Source organism: Actinomadura kijaniata NBRC 14229, assembly GCF_001552175.1.
GTDB lineage: Bacteria > Actinomycetota > Actinomycetes > Streptosporangiales > Streptosporangiaceae > Spirillospora > Spirillospora kijaniata.
The window spans coordinates 1-15,615 of the sequence record NZ_BCQR01000229.1; the positions used below are offsets into that span (position 1 = coordinate 1).

Genomic DNA, 15,615 nt, shown 5'->3' on the forward strand with positions numbered 1-15,615 from the left:
CGGCTCGGGCGTGAGGGCGAGCGCCGGCGGCGCCGCCGCGAGCCAGCCCGGCACCGGGTACTCGGCGCGCCGCCCGACGCAGCTGCGCACGATCGCCTCGGCGACCCGCGCGGGATCGACCGTCGGCAGCCCGCCGCCCAGCCGCACGCCCTCGGTCAGCCCGGTCCGCACGGCCGCCGGCAGGACGGCGCTGACGCTGACCCCGGCCGGGGCGACCTCCTCGCGCACGGCCAGCGACAGCCCGACCGCCGCGTACTTGCTGGCGTTGTAGACGGCCATCCCGGCGAACGGCAGCCTGCCCGCCATGGAGGCGACGTTGACGACGTGGCCGCGGCCGCGCTCCACCATGCCGGGCAGCGCGAGCCGCATGCCGTTGACGAGGCCCCGGACGTTGACGTCCAGCGTGGCGGCGCTGACGGCGTCCGGCTCGTCCAGGAACGGCCCGAGGGGCATGATCCCGGCGTTGTTGACCAGGATGTCCACCGGGCCCTCGGCCGCCTCGACCGCCGCCAGGAACGCCGCGAACGACGCCCGGTCGCTCACGTCCACCCCGAAGGCCCGCACCCCGGTCTCCTCGGCGGTCCGGCGCGCGCGTTCCTCGTCCCGGTCCCCGATCCACACCCGCGCCCCGCGCGCGGCCAGCGCCTCGGCCGCGGCCCGCCCGATGCCCCGCGCGCCCCCGGTGATCGCCACGACCGCGCCCGCGCGCGCCACGACGGGATATCCCATGCCGACTCCCTCGGTAATTCGGATACCGAAGGTATTTGGAAGTTGGATGGAACGTCAATAGTCGTTTACCGGCCCGACCAGCGTGGGTTCCGTCACTCCGCGTTCGGATACCGCCGGTCGCTAGGCTGGGGGCATGGCGCGACTGACCAGGGCCGAGAGCCAGGCGAGGACCCGCGAGCTGCTGCTGGCCACGGCCCGGCGGCTGTTCCTGCGCGACGGCTACCACGCCACCACCATGGAGAAGGTCGCCGAGGCGGCCGGGTTCTCCAAGGGGGCGGTCTACTCGAACTTCGCCACCAAGGACGAGCTCTGCCACGCCGTCATCGAGGCGGTCCGCGCCGAGCACGTCCAGCGGATCTTCGAGGCGTTCCGGGGCGAGGGCTCGGGCGAGGAGCGGCTGGCGGCGTTCACGGCCTGGAGCGAGCGCACCATCGGCGACCCCGGCTGGACCCTGCTGGAGGCGGAGTTCGCGATCCACGCGGCCCGCCGCGACCCGGCCCTGCGCGACCGGGTGGCGCAGGGCGGCCGCGCGTGGTCCGGCGCCCTGCGCCTGCTCCTGGAGGAGGAGGCCCGCCGCCGCGACCTGACCCTCCCGCTCCCCACCGCCGAACTGGCCGACGCCCTCCTGAGCCTGGGCATCGGCCTGGGCCTGCGAAGGGCGATGGACCCCGCCCTCTCCGCCAACGCCCTGCCGTCCCTGATCCGCCTGCTCCTCGATTTCTCCGACCGCCGCGAACGGAAGTGAAAGGGACGACGCCCGACAGTGTCGACTTCCCGCCGCGAAAGCGTCGGCTTCCTGTCGTGAACCGGAATGCGGTGCGAGCATGGGTGGCGGCGGACGCCGTGTCATGCCGCTCGAATTCCCGGTGTGATGCTCGGCCTTGTCGGTGGGGCCGAAGCTCGTATGGAAGGCGGACTGGTTTGCGGAAATCGCGCGTTCGGCAGTGGCGGAGGAGTTCCCACTGTCTTAATGATTCCAATTGTGTCGAGGTGGCCCGGGAGTCCGGCTCACGACTTGCCGTCCGGGACGCCGGGCAGGGCGCGGCGGGGCCGTCCCTCCCCCTGTCGTGCGATGATCTGCGCTCCCTGTGCCGGCGGTTGAGGGAGCCCTCGGGCTGATCCCCGGTATTCGAGGCGGGAGCCGCAACAATCCGTCCGGTACCGGATGCAGAATGTAGCCGGCGTGCTAGATTGGCCTCCTTCCGGTTTATGAAGATCGTTATGGCGGGCAGGACTCGTCCCGAGACGATTGGTCCAGCGGGGTTCCGGGAGCTCTGCGGCGTCTCGTGTTGCAGGAGAGACGAGAGGGAGACCTGTGGACTCTAGCCGCGATCTGTCATGGAAGCGCAGCTCGTTCTGTACGGGGGCCAACAACTGCGTCGAGCTCGCGCCGACGTCGCCCGGTGTCGCCGTCCGGGACACCAAACGCGGCCCGGACGGGCCCGTCCTGCGCTTCTCCAGCACGGAGTTCGCGGCCCTGCTGTCGTCGCTACGGGACGGAGCCTCCCCGGCCGGAGGGTGAGGCGAGGCTCAGATCTCCTCGGCCGCCCTGATGACGCGGTCGGTCGACTCGGCGTGGGACAGCGCGCTCGAACGCAGGCTGTCCCACGCCAGGCGGTAGAAGTAGGTGAGCTCCTCGTCCTGGTGCTCGCTGTGCTCGCTCAGGTTGTCGATGTAGAGGACCTCGGGGAACATCACCTCGTAGGCGGGGGAGAAGCGCAGCAGGGTGAAGTCGTCGCCGAACACCGGGGTGCGCGGGTTCCGCAACGGCAGGACGTGCAGATCCACGTTCGGCAGGTCGGCCAGCTCGGCGAGCCTGACCAGCTGCCGCCGCATCGTCTCGCGGTCGCCGACGGAGCGCATCAGCACCGACTCGTCGATGACCGCCGAGAAACGCAGCGGAGGATCCCGGAACAGCGACTGCTGGCGCCGCATCCGCACCTCCAGCCGCCGGTTCACTTTCTGGGGGGAGATGGCCGGAAAGGCGCTGCGACTGCTGTCCAGCACGTAATGGGCGTACTCCTCGCTCTGCAGCAGCCCCGGAACGGTGTAGGTGACGTAGTTCGATGAGGAGTCGGCCTCGTCCTCCAGCGCCACGAATCTCGCGAACCCCGGCATCAGATCCTTCTCGTAAGCCGCCCACCACCCCTGCTGGGTGGCGGCGTGCGCCAGGGCCAGCAGTTCGCCCACGTGCCGCTCGTCGACCTCGTAGAGCTCCAGCAGCAGGCGGACGTCGGACACGCGCACGCCGATGCGGGCGTTCTCGATACGGCTCAGCTTGGAGGGGGACCAGTCCAGCCGGGTGGCGATCTCCTCGGCCGTGAGGCCCATGCGTTCCCGGAGGCGGCGCAGCTCGGCGCCGAGACGCCGGCGGCGGACGGTCGGAGCGGCTGGCATGGCGCCTCCCTGGCTCGGCGGGTCGGCGTTCTCCCCCGGCGAGGCCGTACCGGTCGCTGAACGGCGACTTGCGGATTGCTCTGCAAATTGCACGACATCGAGAGCGGACTCACCGCGATCCTAAACGCGTCCGGCGCGGAAGTCTTCCGTCCTCTTCGAATGCGAGCGGTGTGTGTGATGGTATTCCCGCTCGGCGGACAGATCTGTCTTTCCGATCGGTGTGCACGTGGCCGTGCACCTTGCATGATCACCTTTCTTCCCCGACACTGTAGGCGCGTCCCCCTTGGCGTTCGCCGGGATCGTGGGATTCGCCGATTTCCGTCCGCCGCCTTCGGGGTGTGGTGGACAGGATTGGAGCGGCGCCGTGAGCAGCCTTCCTGTCTACAGGAGCATTCTGGTGCTCGACATCGAGCGTTCCACGAGTGCGCTGCGAACCAACCCCATCAGGCAGGAACTGCGCGACCGGCTCTACGGATTCCTCGCGCGGGCGATGGCGTTCGCCGGGATCGAGGAACGCTTCCTGGACCCGCTGGAGGACCGGGGCGACGGTGTTCTGGCGTTGCTGCGGCCCGTCGATCAGGTGCCCAAGTCGCATCTGCTGTCGCGGCTGGTGCCCGAGCTGGTGCGGCTGCTGGCCGACCACGACCTGGAGCTGCCGCCGGGGGAACGGGCGCGGCGCGGGCTGCGGCTGCGGGCGGCGGTGCACGCCGGGGAGGTCCACCTGGACGGGAACGGCTGCTTCGGCGAGGCCGTCGACGTGGCGTGCCGGATGCTGGACGCCCCCCGGTTGAAGGGGCTGCTGCGCGCCGTCGAGGCGCCGCTGGTGCTCGGGGTGTCCGAGGACATCTACCGGGGGGTCGTGCGGCACGGGTACGACGGGATCGACACCGACGCCTACCGGTTCGGGTACAGCGTCCTCGTCGGCGAGCGCCGGCATCGGGTGTTCGTGCACGTGCCGTCGGTCATGGCCGTCGTCGAGGCCGCCTCCTGAGGCCTCAGTGCCGGTGGGAGTACTCCTCCGGGCGGCGCAGCATCACCGCCAGCATCGCCGGGAACATCAGGACGTGCCCCAGCATCATGACCGTCCCGCCGTCCATCAGGCCCGCCCACAGCGGCGGGAACAGGATCGCGAACGACGCGTACATCGCCGCGCACATCTCGGCGATCGGCCCCCAGCCGTGCCGCCGGTAGCGCATCCACACCGCCATCCCCGCGCTCATCGTCGTCGCCATCACCAGCGACCCCACGTCGTCGCGCGCCAGGACCTCCGGGCGGCCGAACAGGGCCAGGCCGCTCGACCACAGGCCGCCGAACACCAGCATGCCCGCGAACATCGACGCCACCATCTCCGCGTAGTGCAGCGCGAAGCGGCGGTTCAGCACGCGGCGGCGGGCCGGGGGAGTCGCGGCCTCGGGGGCCGGGCGGGAGGGGACCGTGTTCCACTGCTGTTCCGTCATGCCCCCAGGCTCTGCCAGAACGGGCGCGGCGACCAGGGCCGGGTGTCACCGCCCTTCGTGAGAATGTCACCGGCCGCCGTGATACTCGGACCATGGCGCCCCTTCCTCCCGCACGACACCTGCTGCGGGCCAGGGACCTGGCCGACGCGCGGTACGCCGAGCCGCTGACCGTCGCCGACCTCGCCCGCGCGGCGGGGCTGTCACGCGGGCACTTCAGCGAACGCTTCCGCCTGGCGTTCGGCGTCACGCCGCACGCCTACCTGCTGACCCGGCGGCTGGAACGCGCCGCCGCGCTGCTGCGCACCACCGACTGGACGGTCGCCGACGTCTGCTGCCGGGTCGGGCTGACCAGCGTCGGATCGTTCACCGGCAGCTTCGCCCGCATGTACGGGATGACGCCGACCGCCTACCGGGCCGCCTTCCCGCCCGCCTCCGACCAGGCCCGGGTGCCCGCGTGCGTGCTGCGCTTCCACGGCCGCCCCCAACACCGGACGTTTCGAGAGGACGCCGCCCGGCCGCCTCAATAGCGTGAGCGGTGAACCAGGACCCACCGGGAGGAAACGATGATCAGGTTCGCCCACGCGCAGCTCTGGGTGCACGACCAGGACGCCGCGCTGGAGTTCTACACCGGGAAGCTCGGCATGGAGGTCCGCACCGACGTGACGATGCCGGAGATGGGCGGCTTCCGCTGGCTGGTCGTCGGGCCCGCCGACCAGCCCGACGTCGGCATCGTGCTGATGGGCGTCCCCGGGCCGCCCATGCTGGACGACCGGAGCGCCGAGCAGCTCCGCGAGGTGATGGCCAAGGGGTACGCCGGGACCGTCTTCCTGACCACCGACGACTGCCACGCCTCCTACCGGGAGCTCAGCGCGCGCGGTGTGGAGTTCGTCGAGAAGCCCGAGGAGCGCCCCTACGGCATCGACTCCGGGTTCCGCGACCCCTCGGGCAACCAGATCCGCCTGACCCAGGTGAAGTAGGCCGTCAGCCGGAGTCGCGGGTGTCGTCGTGGCGCTCGGCCTCGCGGACGCCCTCCTCGTCCGGCGGGAACGAGTCGGCGCGCCCGGAGTCCACGCCCGGCACGCCGGTGCCGCTGACGTCCTCGCCGCCGCGCTCCCCGGGGACGGTCCGCCCCCGCGCGTCCCCGCCCCGCGTCACCGGGGCGAACTCCTTGTCGTGGGTCTCCGCGGGCTCGTGGCCCGGCTGCTCGCGATCACTCATACCGCCTGGCATACCCGCACGGCGCGGCTCAACCGGCCGCACGGGCGCCGACCGGGACGCACGCCTCGTCGTAGCGGCGCAGCACCAGCTCCGCGATCTCCGGGGCCGCGCCCAGCACCGGCGACACCGCGTGCGCCCCGGCCGCCAGGGTCTCGCGCCGCACCTTGTCGGCGAAGTGGCCGGGCGCGAGGAAGTAGGAGGCGACCGCCACGCGCGGCGTGCCCGCGTCCAGCAGCGCGGCGACGGCCTCGGCGGGCGTGGGGCGCGCCGCCGACGCGTACGCCGGGACGACCCCGCGCCAGCCCCGCGACCGCCACCGCCGCGCCATCGCCCCGATCGTCGCGTTGGCGGCCGGGTCGCTGGAGCCCGCCGCCACCAGCACCACGGCGGTGCCGGGGTCGCCGGGCGCCACGCCCGCCTCGGCGAGGCGGCGTTCCAGGGCGGCGGTCAGCAGCGGGTGCGGGCCCAGCGTCGCGGCCGTGTGCAGCGCCAGGCGGGGATGGCGGCGGCGCACCTGCGCCAGCGCGCCCGGGATGTCGGTCTTGCTGTGGTAGGCGGCCGTCAGCAGCAGCGGCAGCACCACCGCCCGGTCCGCGCCCTGCGACGCCAGGGCGTCCAGGACGCGGTCCGGCGCCGGCGGGGCGTGGTCCAGGAACGAGGCGTGGACCGGCGCGTCCGGGCGGCGGGCCCGGACGGCGTCCAGCAGTTCGGCGACGGTGGCGGCGGCGCGCGGGTCCCTGCTCCCGTGCGCCACCGCCACCATCGGCGGGGCCGGGACGGTCACAGGTGGATCCCGCATTCGGTCTTGCCCGTCCCCGACCACCGGCCGCTGCGCGGGTCCTCGCCGGGCGCGACCGGGCGGGTGCACGGGGCGCAGCCGATCGAGGGGTAGCCCTCGTAGTGCAGGGGGTTCACCAGGACGCCGTTATCGGCCATGTAGTTGTCCATGTCCTGCTGGGTCCAGTCCAGGATCGGGTTGACCTTGACCATCCCGCGGCGCCGGTCCCACTCGACGACCCGGCGGCCGCGGCGGCTGGCGGTCTCGTCCCGCCGGATCCCGCTGAACCAGGCCATGTAGCCCTCCAGCGCCCGGCCCAGCGGCTCCACCTTGCGCAGGTGGCAGCACAGGTCGGGGTTGCGCCCGTACAGGCGCGGGCCGAGCGCGGCCTCCTGCTCCGCGACGGTCCGCGACGGCGTCACGTTGATGACGTTGACGGGGTACACGGCCTCGACCGCGTCGCGGGTGCCGATCGTCTCGGCGAAGTGGTAGCCGGTGTCGACGAACAGCACGTCGATGCCGGGCTTCACCTTCGACACCAGGTGGATCAGCGCGGCGTCCGACATCGAGGAGGTCAGGCAGATCCGGTCGCCGAACGTCGCCGCCGCCCACCGGATCACCTCCAACGCGGGCGCGCCCTCCAGGGCGATCGCGGCGGACTCGACGATGTCTTCCAGGTCGAGGGTCGGTCTGTCGGTCTCCAGCAGGGTCACCGGGGGTTCTCCTTCGTCGGCTGGGGGGCTCCAACCCCGAGGAACTTCAGGCGGAAGGAGCGGACGCAGTCCTGGCAGAACCAGGTGCCCTCCTCCTCGCGGGGGACCAGGCGCTCCTCTCCGCAGTACGGGCAGTAGAACGGCGCGGCACGTTCGCTCATTCCAAGATCCTTCTGTCCGCCCGGGGCTACTTCAGGTCGGTGTCGTCGGCGCGCTGGACCCACTGGGCGAACGTCTCGCCCTGCCGGCGCTGGGCGTCGTAGCGGCGCACGACCCGCTCGACGTAGTCGGTCAGCCCGGCCGAGGTGGTCTTCAGGCCGCGGACCTTCTTGCCGAACGAGGCGCCGACCTGCCCGCCCAGGTGGATCTGGAAGCCCTCCACCTGCGCGCCGTCCTCGTCCACCACCAGCTGGCCCTTCAGGCCGATGTCGGCGACCTGGATGCGGGCGCAGGCGTTGGGGCAGCCGTTGACGTTGATCGTCAGGGGCTGGTCGAAGTCGGGCAGCCGCTTCTCCAGCTCGTCGATCAGGTCCGAGGCGCGCTGCTTGGTCTCGACGATCGCCAGCTTGCAGTACTCGATGCCGGTGCAGGCCATCGTCTGGCGGCGGAACGTGGAGGGCCGCACCTGGAGGTCGTGCTCGGCCAGCGCGGCGGCGAGGGCCTCGGTGTTCTCCTCGGGCACGTCGAGGATCACGAGCTTCTGCTCGGCGGTGGTGCGGATGCGGCCCGAGCCGTACCGTTCGGCCAGGTCGGCGATCGTGCCGAGCAGCTCGCCGTTGACGCGGCCCACGCGGGGGGCGAACCCGACGTAGAAGCGGCCGTCCTTCTGCGGGTGGATCCCCACGTGGTCGCGGCGGGGCAGCGGCGGCGCCGGGTCGGGGCCGTCGGGCAGCGCGTAGCCCAGGTACTCCTTCTCCAGCACCTCCCGGAACTTCGCCACGCCCCAGTCGGCGACCAGGAACTTGATCCGGGCGCGGTGCCGCAGCCGCCGGTACCCGTAGTCCCGGAAGATCGAGATGATGCCCTTCCAGACCTCGTGCGCCTGCTCGGGCTTGACGAACACCCCGAGGCTCTGGGCGAACATCGGGTTGGTGGACAGCCCGCCGCCGACGAACGCCTGGTAGCCGACCTCGCCCGCGTCGTTGACCACGCCGACGAACGCCACGTCGTTGATCTCGTGGACGGTGCAGTGCGCGGTGCACCCGGAGAACGCGGACTTGAACTTGCGCGGCAGGTTGGAGAACTCCGGCGACCCGATGTACCGGTCGTGGACCTCGCGGATCTGCGGGGTCGCGTCGAGCACCTCGTCGGCGGCGATCCCGGCCAGCGGACAGCCGATGATCACGCGCGGGGTGTCGCCGCACGCCTCCATCGTCGACAGGCCGACCGACTCCAGGGCCTCCCAGATCGCCGGGACGTCCTCGATCCGGATCCAGTGGTACTGGATGTTCTGCCGGTCGGTCACGTCGGCGGTGCCGCGCGCGTACCGGGTGGAGATGTCGGCGATCACCCGGGTCTGCTCGGCGGAGAGCTGGCCGCCGTCGACGCGGACCCGCAGCATGAAGTAGCGGTCGTCGAGCTCCTCGTCGGGCAGCGAACCGGTCTTGCCGCCGTCGATGCCGGGCTTGCGCTGGGTGTAGAGCCCGTACCAGCGGAACCGGCCGCGCAGGTCGGCCGGGTCGATCGAGTCGAAGCCCGCCTTGGAGTAGATCCCGATGATCCGGTCGCGGACGTTGAGCCCGTCGTCGTTCTTCTTGTTCTCCTCGTTCTTGTTCAGGGGCTCGCGGTAACCGAGGGCCCACTGGCCCTCGCCGCGCTTGCGCCTGGCGGCGGCTGGTCTGGTGGCAGGTGGCACGGCGCGTCCTCATCAGTTCGTCATGGGGACGCGTAACGCACCGGCGGTCGCGGACGGCCGGCTCGACGCTGAGCAGGAGTGTGTCGGTGGTGACGCCGATGCGCCACGCGCCCTGGGGGTGGGGCGTGGTCAGGGCGTCACAGACAGATCGCGCTGCGTACGCGGAGGAAGTCGACGTGCCGGCGCATCACCAGCAACGGATCCTCCACAGCAGTCATGCCTGCACTCTGACATGCGATTCCGTGGGCTGTCCAGTTGCGTCCGGCATGCGGACGGGTGAGATGGCTCATCCCCGGCTCACCCCTGGCGCTTCCAGTTGACCCCCGGCTCGGGCTCCCCGCCGTCGCGGAGCCCCGGCGCGGCGGGCGTCCGGCGGTCCTCCGGGACGGCGGAGCCGGGCAGGTGCTGGCAGTCGCACCAGGAGCCGCCACGGGTGCGAGCAGGGCACTCCTCGTGGCGGCGGGCCCGGCAGGACGCGCAGATCATGCCTTCATTGTCACCGATCGCCGGGGGTTCATGCCGCCCCGAGGAAACGATCATGAGCCGTCCGGCGGCCCGGCCCGTCCCATCCGGTGAGGGCCGTGATGTGAGGAACGCGACAAGGGTGACGGATCGTGCGTGAATCGGAGGGCCGACGCGCGGAACGCGACGGAGAAATGGGCGATCGGACATGTTCCGGGCGGGTAACGCTCTACCGTGGTGCGCGATGACGACCGTTTCCGGCGCCGACGGCATGGCGGACGCCCCGGCCGGTGACGCCCCGGGCGCACCGGCCGCGGGGGAGGCGGGGACCGACCGGCGCGGCCGGGGACGGCCCGTCCGCTCCGTGCGCCTCCGCGCGCGCCGTCTCGGGCTCCGTCTGGCGCGCCACCCCGCCCTCCGGTACCCGGCGCGGCTGGGCGCGGTCCTGCGGCGCGCCCTGGCCGTCCTGTGGGAGCTCACCCGGGCGACGGCGGTGGCGGGGTTCCGGCACCGCGTCACCGGGCTGGCGGCCGAGGCGGCGTTCTTCGCGCTGCTGTCGCTGCCGCCGCTGGTGCTGGGGTTGGTCGCCACCATGGGCTACCTGCGCGGCGTGCTCGGGGCCGACACCGTCACCGAGATCCGCACCTGGGTGGTGGCGCAGGCGCAGACCGTGCTGACCGCGCCGGCCGTGGACTCGGTCGTCGTCCCGCTGATCGACGAGGTGATCAAGGGCGGGCGGCCCGACCTGGTGTCGGCCGGGTTCCTGCTGTCGCTGTGGGCCGGGTCGCGCGCCACCAACGTCTACGTCGACACCATCACCATCTCCTACGGCCTGTCGGGCGTGCGCGGCGTGGTCCGCACCCGGCTGCGGGCGTTCTTCCTCTACCTGCTGGGGCTGGTCATGACGGTGGTGGTGCTGCCGCCGCTGGTGGCCGGGCCCGCGCTGGTGCGCCGGGTGCTGCCGGAGGGCGCCGAGTTGGTGCAGATGCTCTACTGGCCGGTGCTGGTGACCCTGGCGGTGGTGTTCCTGGCGCTGATGTACCACCTGAGCGTTCCGGTGCGGACGGCCTGGTGGCGCGAGCTGCCGGGGGCGGTCGTGGCGCTGCTGATCTGGATCGGCGGCAGCGTCGCGCTGCGGGTGTACCTGACCGGCTCGCTGAGCGGGGTGTCGGTGTACGGGTCGCTGTCGGCCCCGATCGCCGTGCTGGCCTGGCTGTACGTGGCGGCGCTGGCGGTGCTGATCGGCGCGGCGCTGAACGCCGAGATCGACCGCCGCTGGCCGAGTGCCGGGACCGCCCGCGCCCGCGCCGTGCGCGCCGCCGAACCGGAACCGCACCCCCGCGCCGACGGGTAAAAACAAACCCCCGAATCGGCAGAAAAACGCTAAACATGTCGTAATCTCGCCTGCTATGACCCCTGGCGAGGAGACCGGCCGGCTGCGCACCGTGACCGGAACGATCCCGATGTCCGCGATCACCGGTGCGGTGCTGCCGCACGAGCACCTGGGGCTCGACCTGCGCTGGCCCGCCCACCCCCGGCTGCTGGACTCCGACCCCCGCCGCTGGCTGGACGAGGAGAAGCCCGTCACCGCCGAGCTGGCGGCGCTGCGCGCCGACCACGACCTCGGCCTGGTCGTCGACCTCACCTGCTCGGGCATGGGCCGCAACGCCGCCGCGCTGGCGCGGATGTCGGCCGGGGCGCGGGTCGCGGTGGTCGCCGGGACCGGGATGTTCGCCGGGCCGTTCCACCCCTCCTCGGTCGGCGACGCCTCCGTCGAGCAGATCGCCGAGCGGCTGCTCGCCGAGATCGGCTTCGGCATGGACGGCACCAGCTCGCTGCCCGGGGTGATCGGCGAGGTCGGCACCCTGGAGGCGGCCCCCGGCGAGGCCGAGGAGCGCTGCCTGCGCGGCGCCGCCCAGGCCGCCCGCTACTCGGGGCTGTCGGTGGCCACGCACGGCCGCTGCGGGCTGGCCCTGCTGGAGATCCTCACCGGCGCGGGGCTGGACCCCGCCCGGATCGCGGTCGGCCAGCAGGACCGGGTCGACGACCCGGCCGCCCACCGCAAGATCGCCGAGTCGGGCGCGTACGTGTCGTTCGGCGCGGTCGGCCTGGCCGGGGACGACCCCGCCGCGCTGGAGACCCTGGTCCGCAACGTCATGGAGCTGCTGGACGCCGGGCACGCCGACCGGGTCCTGCTCAGCACCGGCGTCGCGCGGATGGCGCGGCTGCGCCGCTACGGCGGCGACGGCTACGGGTACCTGTTCGACCGCTTCCTGCCCGCCCTGCGCGCCGCCGGAGCCGACGAGGCCACCCTGACCGGCATCCTGCACGACAACCCTTTGCGCTGGTTGACGGCGGGTTCGCCCGCCTGATCGGGGCGAGATCGGGCCCAGACTGGGTAGGGCAGTCGTCGACCGGCCCCATCAGCCGGGGAGGCGACATGACCGGCGACAACACACAGAGCGCGCCCGGGACGGCTTCGGAGACCGTCCGGTTGCCCTACGTCGACCGCGCCGAGGCGGGGCGGGTGCTGGCCGGGTGGCTGGTGCCGCTGCGGCTGCGCGCGCCGGTGGTGCTGGCGCTGCCCAGGGGCGGCGTCCCCGTGGCGTACGAGATCGCCCGGCGGCTGGGGGAGCCCGGCCGCCCCGCCGCGCTGGACGTGCTGGTCACCCGCAAGATCGGCTATCCGCCACAGCCGGAGCTGGGCGTGGGAGCGCTCGCCGAGGGCGGCGAGCCGGTGTTCGACGCGCAGCTGATGCGGCGGCTCGGCCTGACGCCGGACGACCTGGCCGAGGTCGTCGCCGCCGAACGCGCCGAGCTGGCCCGCCGCGTCGCGGTCTACCGGGGCGACCGCCCGCCGCCCGGGCTGGCCGGGCGCGACGTGGTCGTGGTGGACGACGGCCTGGCCACCGGGGGCACCGCCCGCGCGGCCCTGCGCGCGGTCCGCGAGCACCGGCCCTCCCGCACCGTGCTGGCCGTCCCGGTCGGCGCGCGGGACACCGTGCGGGCCCTGGCGGGGGAGGCCGACGAGGTCGTGGTCCCGGCCGCCCCGGCGGTGTTCCGCGCGGTGGGGCAGTGGTACCGCGACTTCGGGCAGCTTTCGGACGCCGACGTGCTCGGCTGGCTGAAACGCGCCCACACCGGTGACTAGTCCTTTGGGAGGGGACGGGAATGGTCCCTCCGGATTTTTGGAATTAGCCCCCGCGTCGGGCTCGTCTACGGTATTCGCGAAGCCTGTCCGCGGCATTTCCCCGCGGGCACGCAAACGGCCCCGCAGAGCGGGGCCGTAACGTTTTCGGTGGCGTACCGGGGTAGGCGATGGGAGCCTTCGGGTGACGAACCCCTACAGGCGGGCCCGGTCGACTAGGCGGCGTTCGCGCGACGCATCCGGCGACGACGCTCGGAGGCGCGCTCGTCCTCGTTCAGACCGCCCCACGTACCGTACTTCTCGGGCCGGGAGACCGCGTAGTCAAGGCACTCGCTGCGCACGGGACAGCCCATGCAGATCTGCTTGGCCTTGCGCTCCCGGATCTCGCGCTCGGGCTGACGCTCGCCGTCGGGGCCGAAGAAGAGCACGAGGTCTTCCCCCCGGCACGCCGCGGCGTCCTGCCAGCCCCACGAGGGACGAGGGAGGTTTGCCTGCCGACGTACCTGAGCCATGGAACACCCACCTTGGTTGGTTTTGCTGAGCAATTTTGCGGACGAGGACGCTCGGCGTGCTTAACGGGGACATGCGTCAGCCGCGCCGAAAGTTCCAACGTCTGGAGTTGCCGCTCTGTTCCCCGTCCGGTTCTCCGTAACTGGGGTCGTGCGGCGGACGCCCCGCGAATGGGGCCTCCAGGAGGTTACACGAGGGCTGCCTCGTTGAGAAGGGTGAGGTCCCTAACAAAGTAGGTCTCGGTCTTCTCTTGGCACTCGGAGCCACAACCGTGGGGTGCCGCATCGCGTTCCACGACGACCCGGTAACGACTTCCACGGGTACTAACGACCGCTTGGTACGGAGATGTTCCCGTGACGGATTCCACGGTCACCTCGTCCACCCCGAGCGCCCCCGAGTGCGCGCGCACGTGGTGCTCGGCGGCCTGTGCCGCCTCGGGCAGCCCGGCCCGCCCGCGCAGCCGCTCCAGGGCCACCTCGCCCCGCAGGTAGGCCAGCGCGGCGGCCTCCGCCTCGGCGGGTCCGAGGTCTCCGTAGTAGAAGCCGTGCGGCAGCGCCACCAGGTTGGCGGCGTACCGGTCGCCGCCCACGTGGGTGGTCTCCCATACCATGCCGCCGAACCTCTCGGCCAGCCCGCGGGCCAGCGGCGCCCCGGTGCGGGCGCAGCAAGCGTTGCGCCGCCCGTGCGTGCAGACCAGCAGCACCGGTTCGGTGGCCGGGACGCCGCCGGGCAGCACGCCGCGGCGTCCGGCCGCGAGCGCGGCCAGGTCGACGGCGGCCAGCTCGGACAGGTCGGTGAACTCGCGTCCCTCCATCCAGACGTCGTGGCCGTGGGAGTAGCCCGCGTACACCTGCACGGGCGGCACGGCGCGACGCCGTCCGGTGCGCCGGATCAGCTGCGGGCGCACGCCCGCCGCCTGCGCGGCCCGGACGAGTTCGGCGATCGGGGCGGGCCCGGTGAGCCGCTCGACGCGCTCCGGCCAGGGGCCGGGGTGCTCGACCAGCAGCCAGGATCGGGCCTTGGTGGTGGCACTGGCCAGGCACGGCCGCTCGCCCGAGTGGCTCCCCGGGCAGTGGTCGCAACTGCTCACCCGTGCCAACGATCCTCCCCCGTCGCTCGATAGAGAATTAGGTCAGGCTAACCTAATGCACTTCGGTGCAGTGTCGGGTGGTGACACACCTCATACCCTCCCTCTTGATCTTCCGCACTCCGGCCTGAGGACCTGATCGGTTCCCGAGGACAAAACACCCAAACTCATCGGTGGACGGGAGCGGCGGCGATCGCTTCGGCGGTGGCGAGGGCGGCGGCGCGGTCGGCCGCCACCAGGCCGATCCGGGTGCGGCGGTCCAGCAGGTCGGCGGCGTCCAGCGCGCCCTCGTGGCGGACGGCCCAGGCCAGCTCGGCCCGCAGGACGGGCAGGCCCGGCGCCACCGGCTCCAGCAGGGACGGGTCCCGCTCGGCCAGCGCCGCCAGCAGCGGGGCCTCGGCGCCGTACCGCCGCACCAGGCGGGCCGGGGCGTCCAGCGCGCCGAGGGCGGCGTGCGGGGCCGCGCCCACCAGCGGGATCCGGGCGGTGCGGCACGGACCCGCGCTCAGCGAGCGCTCCGCCACCACCCGGTCCACCGCGTCCTGCGCCATCCGCCGGTAGGTGGTCAGCTTGCCGCCGACGATCGTGACCACGCCGTTCCGCGAGGTCAGCACCGCGTGGCGGCGGGAGATGTCGGCGGTGCTGCCGCGGGCGTCGTCCAGCAGCGGGCGCAGCCCCGCGAACGCGCCGACCACGTCGGAGCGGCGGACCGGCGTGTCCAGCGCCGAGCCCAGGACGTCCAGCAGGAACCCGATCTCGGCGGGCGTCGGCACCGGGACGTCGGGGATCGGCCCGTCGGCGGGCTCGTCGGTCAGGCCGATGTAGACGCGCCCGTCGCCCTGCGGCACCACCAGCAGGAAACGGCTGGTCGAGCCGGGGACCGGCACGTGCATCCCGGTGGTGAGGCCGCGCAGCGTCTCGGCGCGCACCACCAGGTGGGTGCCGCGCGAGGGGCGCAGCGTCACCCCGTCCACCAGGCCGCCCGCCCAGACGCCGGCGGCGTTGACCACGGCGCGGGCGCGGACGCCGAACTCCCGGCCGGTCAGCTCGTCGCGGACCTGGGCGCCGTCGCCGTCCAGGGTCAGCGCCCGGACGCGGGTGAGGATCCGCGCGCCGTGCGCGGCGGCGGTGCGGGCGACCGCGGTGACCAGGCGGGCGTCGTCGGCGAGCTGCCCGTCCCAGGACAGCAGCCCGCCGCGCAGGCCGTGCGGGCGCAGCGCCGGGGCCGCCCGCAGGGTCTCCACCGCCGACAGGCGGCGCG

General features: G+C 72.9%; 21 protein-coding genes. 9 read left to right on the forward strand and 12 right to left on the reverse strand.

Annotated elements, in window-relative coordinates:
- Nucleotides 1–729, reverse strand: a 729-nt coding sequence (locus tag AKI01S_RS44735; protein WP_067832268.1) for an SDR family NAD(P)-dependent oxidoreductase, incomplete at its 3' end; no start/stop codon positions are given.
- 133 nt (nt 730–862) lie between these two features.
- Here AKI01S_RS44735 and AKI01S_RS44740 point away from each other — a divergent pair.
- The 3 genes from AKI01S_RS44740 (at nt 863) to AKI01S_RS49945 (ending at nt 2,251) form a co-directional block, all read left to right on the forward strand.
- A complete protein-coding gene (locus tag AKI01S_RS44740; protein WP_067832270.1) occupies nt 863–1,474 on the forward strand; it encodes a TetR/AcrR family transcriptional regulator in 612 nt (203 codons plus the stop codon).
- A 98-nt stretch (nt 1,475–1,572) separates the two neighbouring features.
- Complete coding sequence (locus AKI01S_RS54785; RefSeq protein WP_369688783.1) at nt 1,573–1,848, forward strand: DUF397 domain-containing protein; 276 nt, start codon at nt 1,573–1,575, stop codon at nt 1,846–1,848.
- Nucleotides 1,849–2,044: 196 nt separating this feature from the next.
- Entirely contained in the window at nt 2,045–2,251 is a 207-nt protein-coding gene (locus tag AKI01S_RS49945; protein WP_084000862.1) for a DUF397 domain-containing protein, read from the forward strand.
- Between the two features lie 8 nt (nt 2,252–2,259).
- Here AKI01S_RS49945 and AKI01S_RS44745 read toward each other — a convergent pair whose 3' ends face one another.
- Complete coding sequence (locus AKI01S_RS44745) at nt 2,260–3,126, reverse strand: helix-turn-helix domain-containing protein (RefSeq protein WP_067832272.1); 867 nt, start codon at nt 3,124–3,126, stop codon at nt 2,260–2,262.
- A gap of 364 nt (nt 3,127–3,490) precedes the next feature.
- Between AKI01S_RS44745 and AKI01S_RS44750 the strand changes: the two genes are divergently transcribed.
- On the forward strand, nt 3,491–4,117 hold the full coding sequence (locus AKI01S_RS44750) for a hypothetical protein (RefSeq protein WP_067832274.1): 627 nt from the start codon (nt 3,491–3,493) through the stop codon (nt 4,115–4,117).
- A 4-nt stretch (nt 4,118–4,121) separates the two neighbouring features.
- Here the strand turns inward: AKI01S_RS44750 and AKI01S_RS44755 are convergent, their stop codons facing one another.
- Nucleotides 4,122–4,583 carry a hypothetical protein gene (locus tag AKI01S_RS44755; RefSeq protein ID WP_245682047.1) on the reverse strand — a complete coding sequence of 154 codons (462 nt, stop codon included), beginning with the start codon at nt 4,581–4,583 and terminating at the stop codon, nt 4,122–4,124.
- Between the two features lie 92 nt (nt 4,584–4,675).
- Here AKI01S_RS44755 and AKI01S_RS44760 point away from each other — a divergent pair, with 92 nt between their 5' ends.
- Nucleotides 4,676–5,110 carry a helix-turn-helix domain-containing protein gene (locus tag AKI01S_RS44760; protein WP_067832276.1) on the forward strand — a complete coding sequence of 145 codons (435 nt, stop codon included), beginning with the start codon at nt 4,676–4,678 and terminating at the stop codon, nt 5,108–5,110.
- A gap of 36 nt (nt 5,111–5,146) precedes the next feature.
- A complete protein-coding gene (locus tag AKI01S_RS44765; RefSeq protein ID WP_067832279.1) occupies nt 5,147–5,560 on the forward strand; it encodes a VOC family protein in 414 nt (137 codons plus the stop codon).
- A 4-nt stretch (nt 5,561–5,564) separates the two neighbouring features.
- Here the strand turns inward: AKI01S_RS44765 and AKI01S_RS44770 are convergent, their stop codons facing one another.
- The 6 genes from AKI01S_RS44770 to AKI01S_RS44795 all read right to left on the reverse strand — a co-directional run bounded on the left by AKI01S_RS44770 (nt 5,565) and on the right by AKI01S_RS44795 (nt 9,633).
- Nucleotides 5,565–5,801: a hypothetical protein gene (locus tag AKI01S_RS44770; RefSeq protein WP_067832281.1), complete on the reverse strand. Its 237-nt coding sequence runs from the start codon at nt 5,799–5,801 to the stop codon at nt 5,565–5,567.
- Between the two features lie 28 nt (nt 5,802–5,829).
- Nucleotides 5,830–6,600, reverse strand: coding sequence for a sirohydrochlorin chelatase (locus AKI01S_RS44775; protein ID WP_067832283.1), 771 nt, complete (start codon nt 6,598–6,600; stop codon nt 5,830–5,832).
- On the reverse strand, nt 6,582–7,292 hold the full coding sequence (locus AKI01S_RS44780) for a phosphoadenylyl-sulfate reductase (RefSeq protein ID WP_067832285.1): 711 nt from the start codon (nt 7,290–7,292) through the stop codon (nt 6,582–6,584). Before AKI01S_RS44780 ends, AKI01S_RS44775 begins: the two co-directional genes overlap by 19 nt.
- Nucleotides 7,289–7,453: an Insertion element protein gene (locus tag AKI01S_RS44785; protein WP_067832287.1), complete on the reverse strand. Its 165-nt coding sequence runs from the start codon at nt 7,451–7,453 to the stop codon at nt 7,289–7,291. Before AKI01S_RS44785 ends, AKI01S_RS44780 begins: the two co-directional genes overlap by 4 nt.
- Before the next feature lie 26 nt (nt 7,454–7,479).
- Entirely contained in the window at nt 7,480–9,147 is a 1,668-nt protein-coding gene (locus tag AKI01S_RS44790) for a nitrite/sulfite reductase (RefSeq protein ID WP_067832289.1), read from the reverse strand.
- A 297-nt stretch (nt 9,148–9,444) separates the two neighbouring features.
- Nucleotides 9,445–9,633 (reverse strand): hypothetical protein, encoded by a 189-nt coding sequence (locus AKI01S_RS44795; RefSeq protein ID WP_067832291.1) that lies wholly within the window; start codon nt 9,631–9,633, stop codon nt 9,445–9,447.
- Between the two features lie 220 nt (nt 9,634–9,853).
- Here AKI01S_RS44795 and AKI01S_RS44800 point away from each other — a divergent pair, with 220 nt between their 5' ends.
- The 3 genes from AKI01S_RS44800 to AKI01S_RS44810 all read left to right on the forward strand — a co-directional run bounded on the left by AKI01S_RS44800 (nt 9,854) and on the right by AKI01S_RS44810 (nt 12,760).
- Entirely contained in the window at nt 9,854–10,963 is a 1,110-nt protein-coding gene (locus AKI01S_RS44800) for a YihY/virulence factor BrkB family protein (protein ID WP_245682048.1), read from the forward strand.
- A 55-nt stretch (nt 10,964–11,018) separates the two neighbouring features.
- Nucleotides 11,019–11,981 (forward strand): phosphotriesterase family protein, encoded by a 963-nt coding sequence (locus tag AKI01S_RS44805; protein ID WP_067832292.1) that lies wholly within the window; start codon nt 11,019–11,021, stop codon nt 11,979–11,981.
- Nucleotides 11,982–12,049: 68 nt separating this feature from the next.
- Nucleotides 12,050–12,760: a phosphoribosyltransferase gene (locus tag AKI01S_RS44810; protein WP_067832294.1), complete on the forward strand. Its 711-nt coding sequence runs from the start codon at nt 12,050–12,052 to the stop codon at nt 12,758–12,760.
- A gap of 212 nt (nt 12,761–12,972) precedes the next feature.
- On the opposite strand, the gene AKI01S_RS44815 is transcribed toward AKI01S_RS44810, so the two are convergent.
- The 3 genes from AKI01S_RS44815 to AKI01S_RS44825 form a co-directional block, all read right to left on the reverse strand.
- Complete coding sequence (locus tag AKI01S_RS44815; RefSeq protein ID WP_081640018.1) at nt 12,973–13,269, reverse strand: WhiB family transcriptional regulator; 297 nt, start codon at nt 13,267–13,269, stop codon at nt 12,973–12,975.
- 185 nt (nt 13,270–13,454) lie between these two features.
- Complete coding sequence (locus AKI01S_RS44820; protein WP_245682049.1) at nt 13,455–14,357, reverse strand: ferredoxin family protein; 903 nt, start codon at nt 14,355–14,357, stop codon at nt 13,455–13,457.
- A gap of 164 nt (nt 14,358–14,521) precedes the next feature.
- On the reverse strand, nt 14,522–15,615 hold a 1,094-nt coding region (locus tag AKI01S_RS44825; RefSeq protein WP_067832301.1), incomplete at its 5' end, for a glycerol-3-phosphate dehydrogenase/oxidase.

Coding starts and splice junctions, on each gene's coding strand:
- AKI01S_RS44740 (WP_067832270.1), top strand. CDS start 863: ATGGCGCGACTGACCAGGGCCGAGAGCCAGGCGAGGACCCGCGAGCTG.
- AKI01S_RS44745 (WP_067832272.1), bottom strand. CDS start 3,126: ATGCCAGCCGCTCCGACCGTCCGCCGCCGGCGTCTCGGCGCCGAGCTG.
- AKI01S_RS44755 (WP_245682047.1), bottom strand. CDS start 4,583: ATGACGGAACAGCAGTGGAACACGGTCCCCTCCCGCCCGGCCCCCGAG.
- AKI01S_RS44760 (WP_067832276.1), top strand. CDS start 4,676: ATGGCGCCCCTTCCTCCCGCACGACACCTGCTGCGGGCCAGGGACCTG.
- AKI01S_RS44765 (WP_067832279.1), top strand. CDS start 5,147: ATGATCAGGTTCGCCCACGCGCAGCTCTGGGTGCACGACCAGGACGCC.
- AKI01S_RS44770 (WP_067832281.1), bottom strand. CDS start 5,801: ATGAGTGATCGCGAGCAGCCGGGCCACGAGCCCGCGGAGACCCACGAC.
- AKI01S_RS44775 (WP_067832283.1), bottom strand. CDS start 6,600: ATGCGGGATCCACCTGTGACCGTCCCGGCCCCGCCGATGGTGGCGGTG.
- AKI01S_RS44785 (WP_067832287.1), bottom strand. CDS start 7,453: ATGAGCGAACGTGCCGCGCCGTTCTACTGCCCGTACTGCGGAGAGGAG.
- AKI01S_RS44795 (WP_067832291.1), bottom strand. CDS start 9,633: ATGATCTGCGCGTCCTGCCGGGCCCGCCGCCACGAGGAGTGCCCTGCT.
- AKI01S_RS44800 (WP_245682048.1), top strand. CDS start 9,854: ATGACGACCGTTTCCGGCGCCGACGGCATGGCGGACGCCCCGGCCGGT.
- AKI01S_RS44805 (WP_067832292.1), top strand. CDS start 11,019: ATGACCCCTGGCGAGGAGACCGGCCGGCTGCGCACCGTGACCGGAACG.
- AKI01S_RS44810 (WP_067832294.1), top strand. CDS start 12,050: ATGACCGGCGACAACACACAGAGCGCGCCCGGGACGGCTTCGGAGACC.
- AKI01S_RS44815 (WP_081640018.1), bottom strand. CDS start 13,269: ATGGCTCAGGTACGTCGGCAGGCAAACCTCCCTCGTCCCTCGTGGGGC.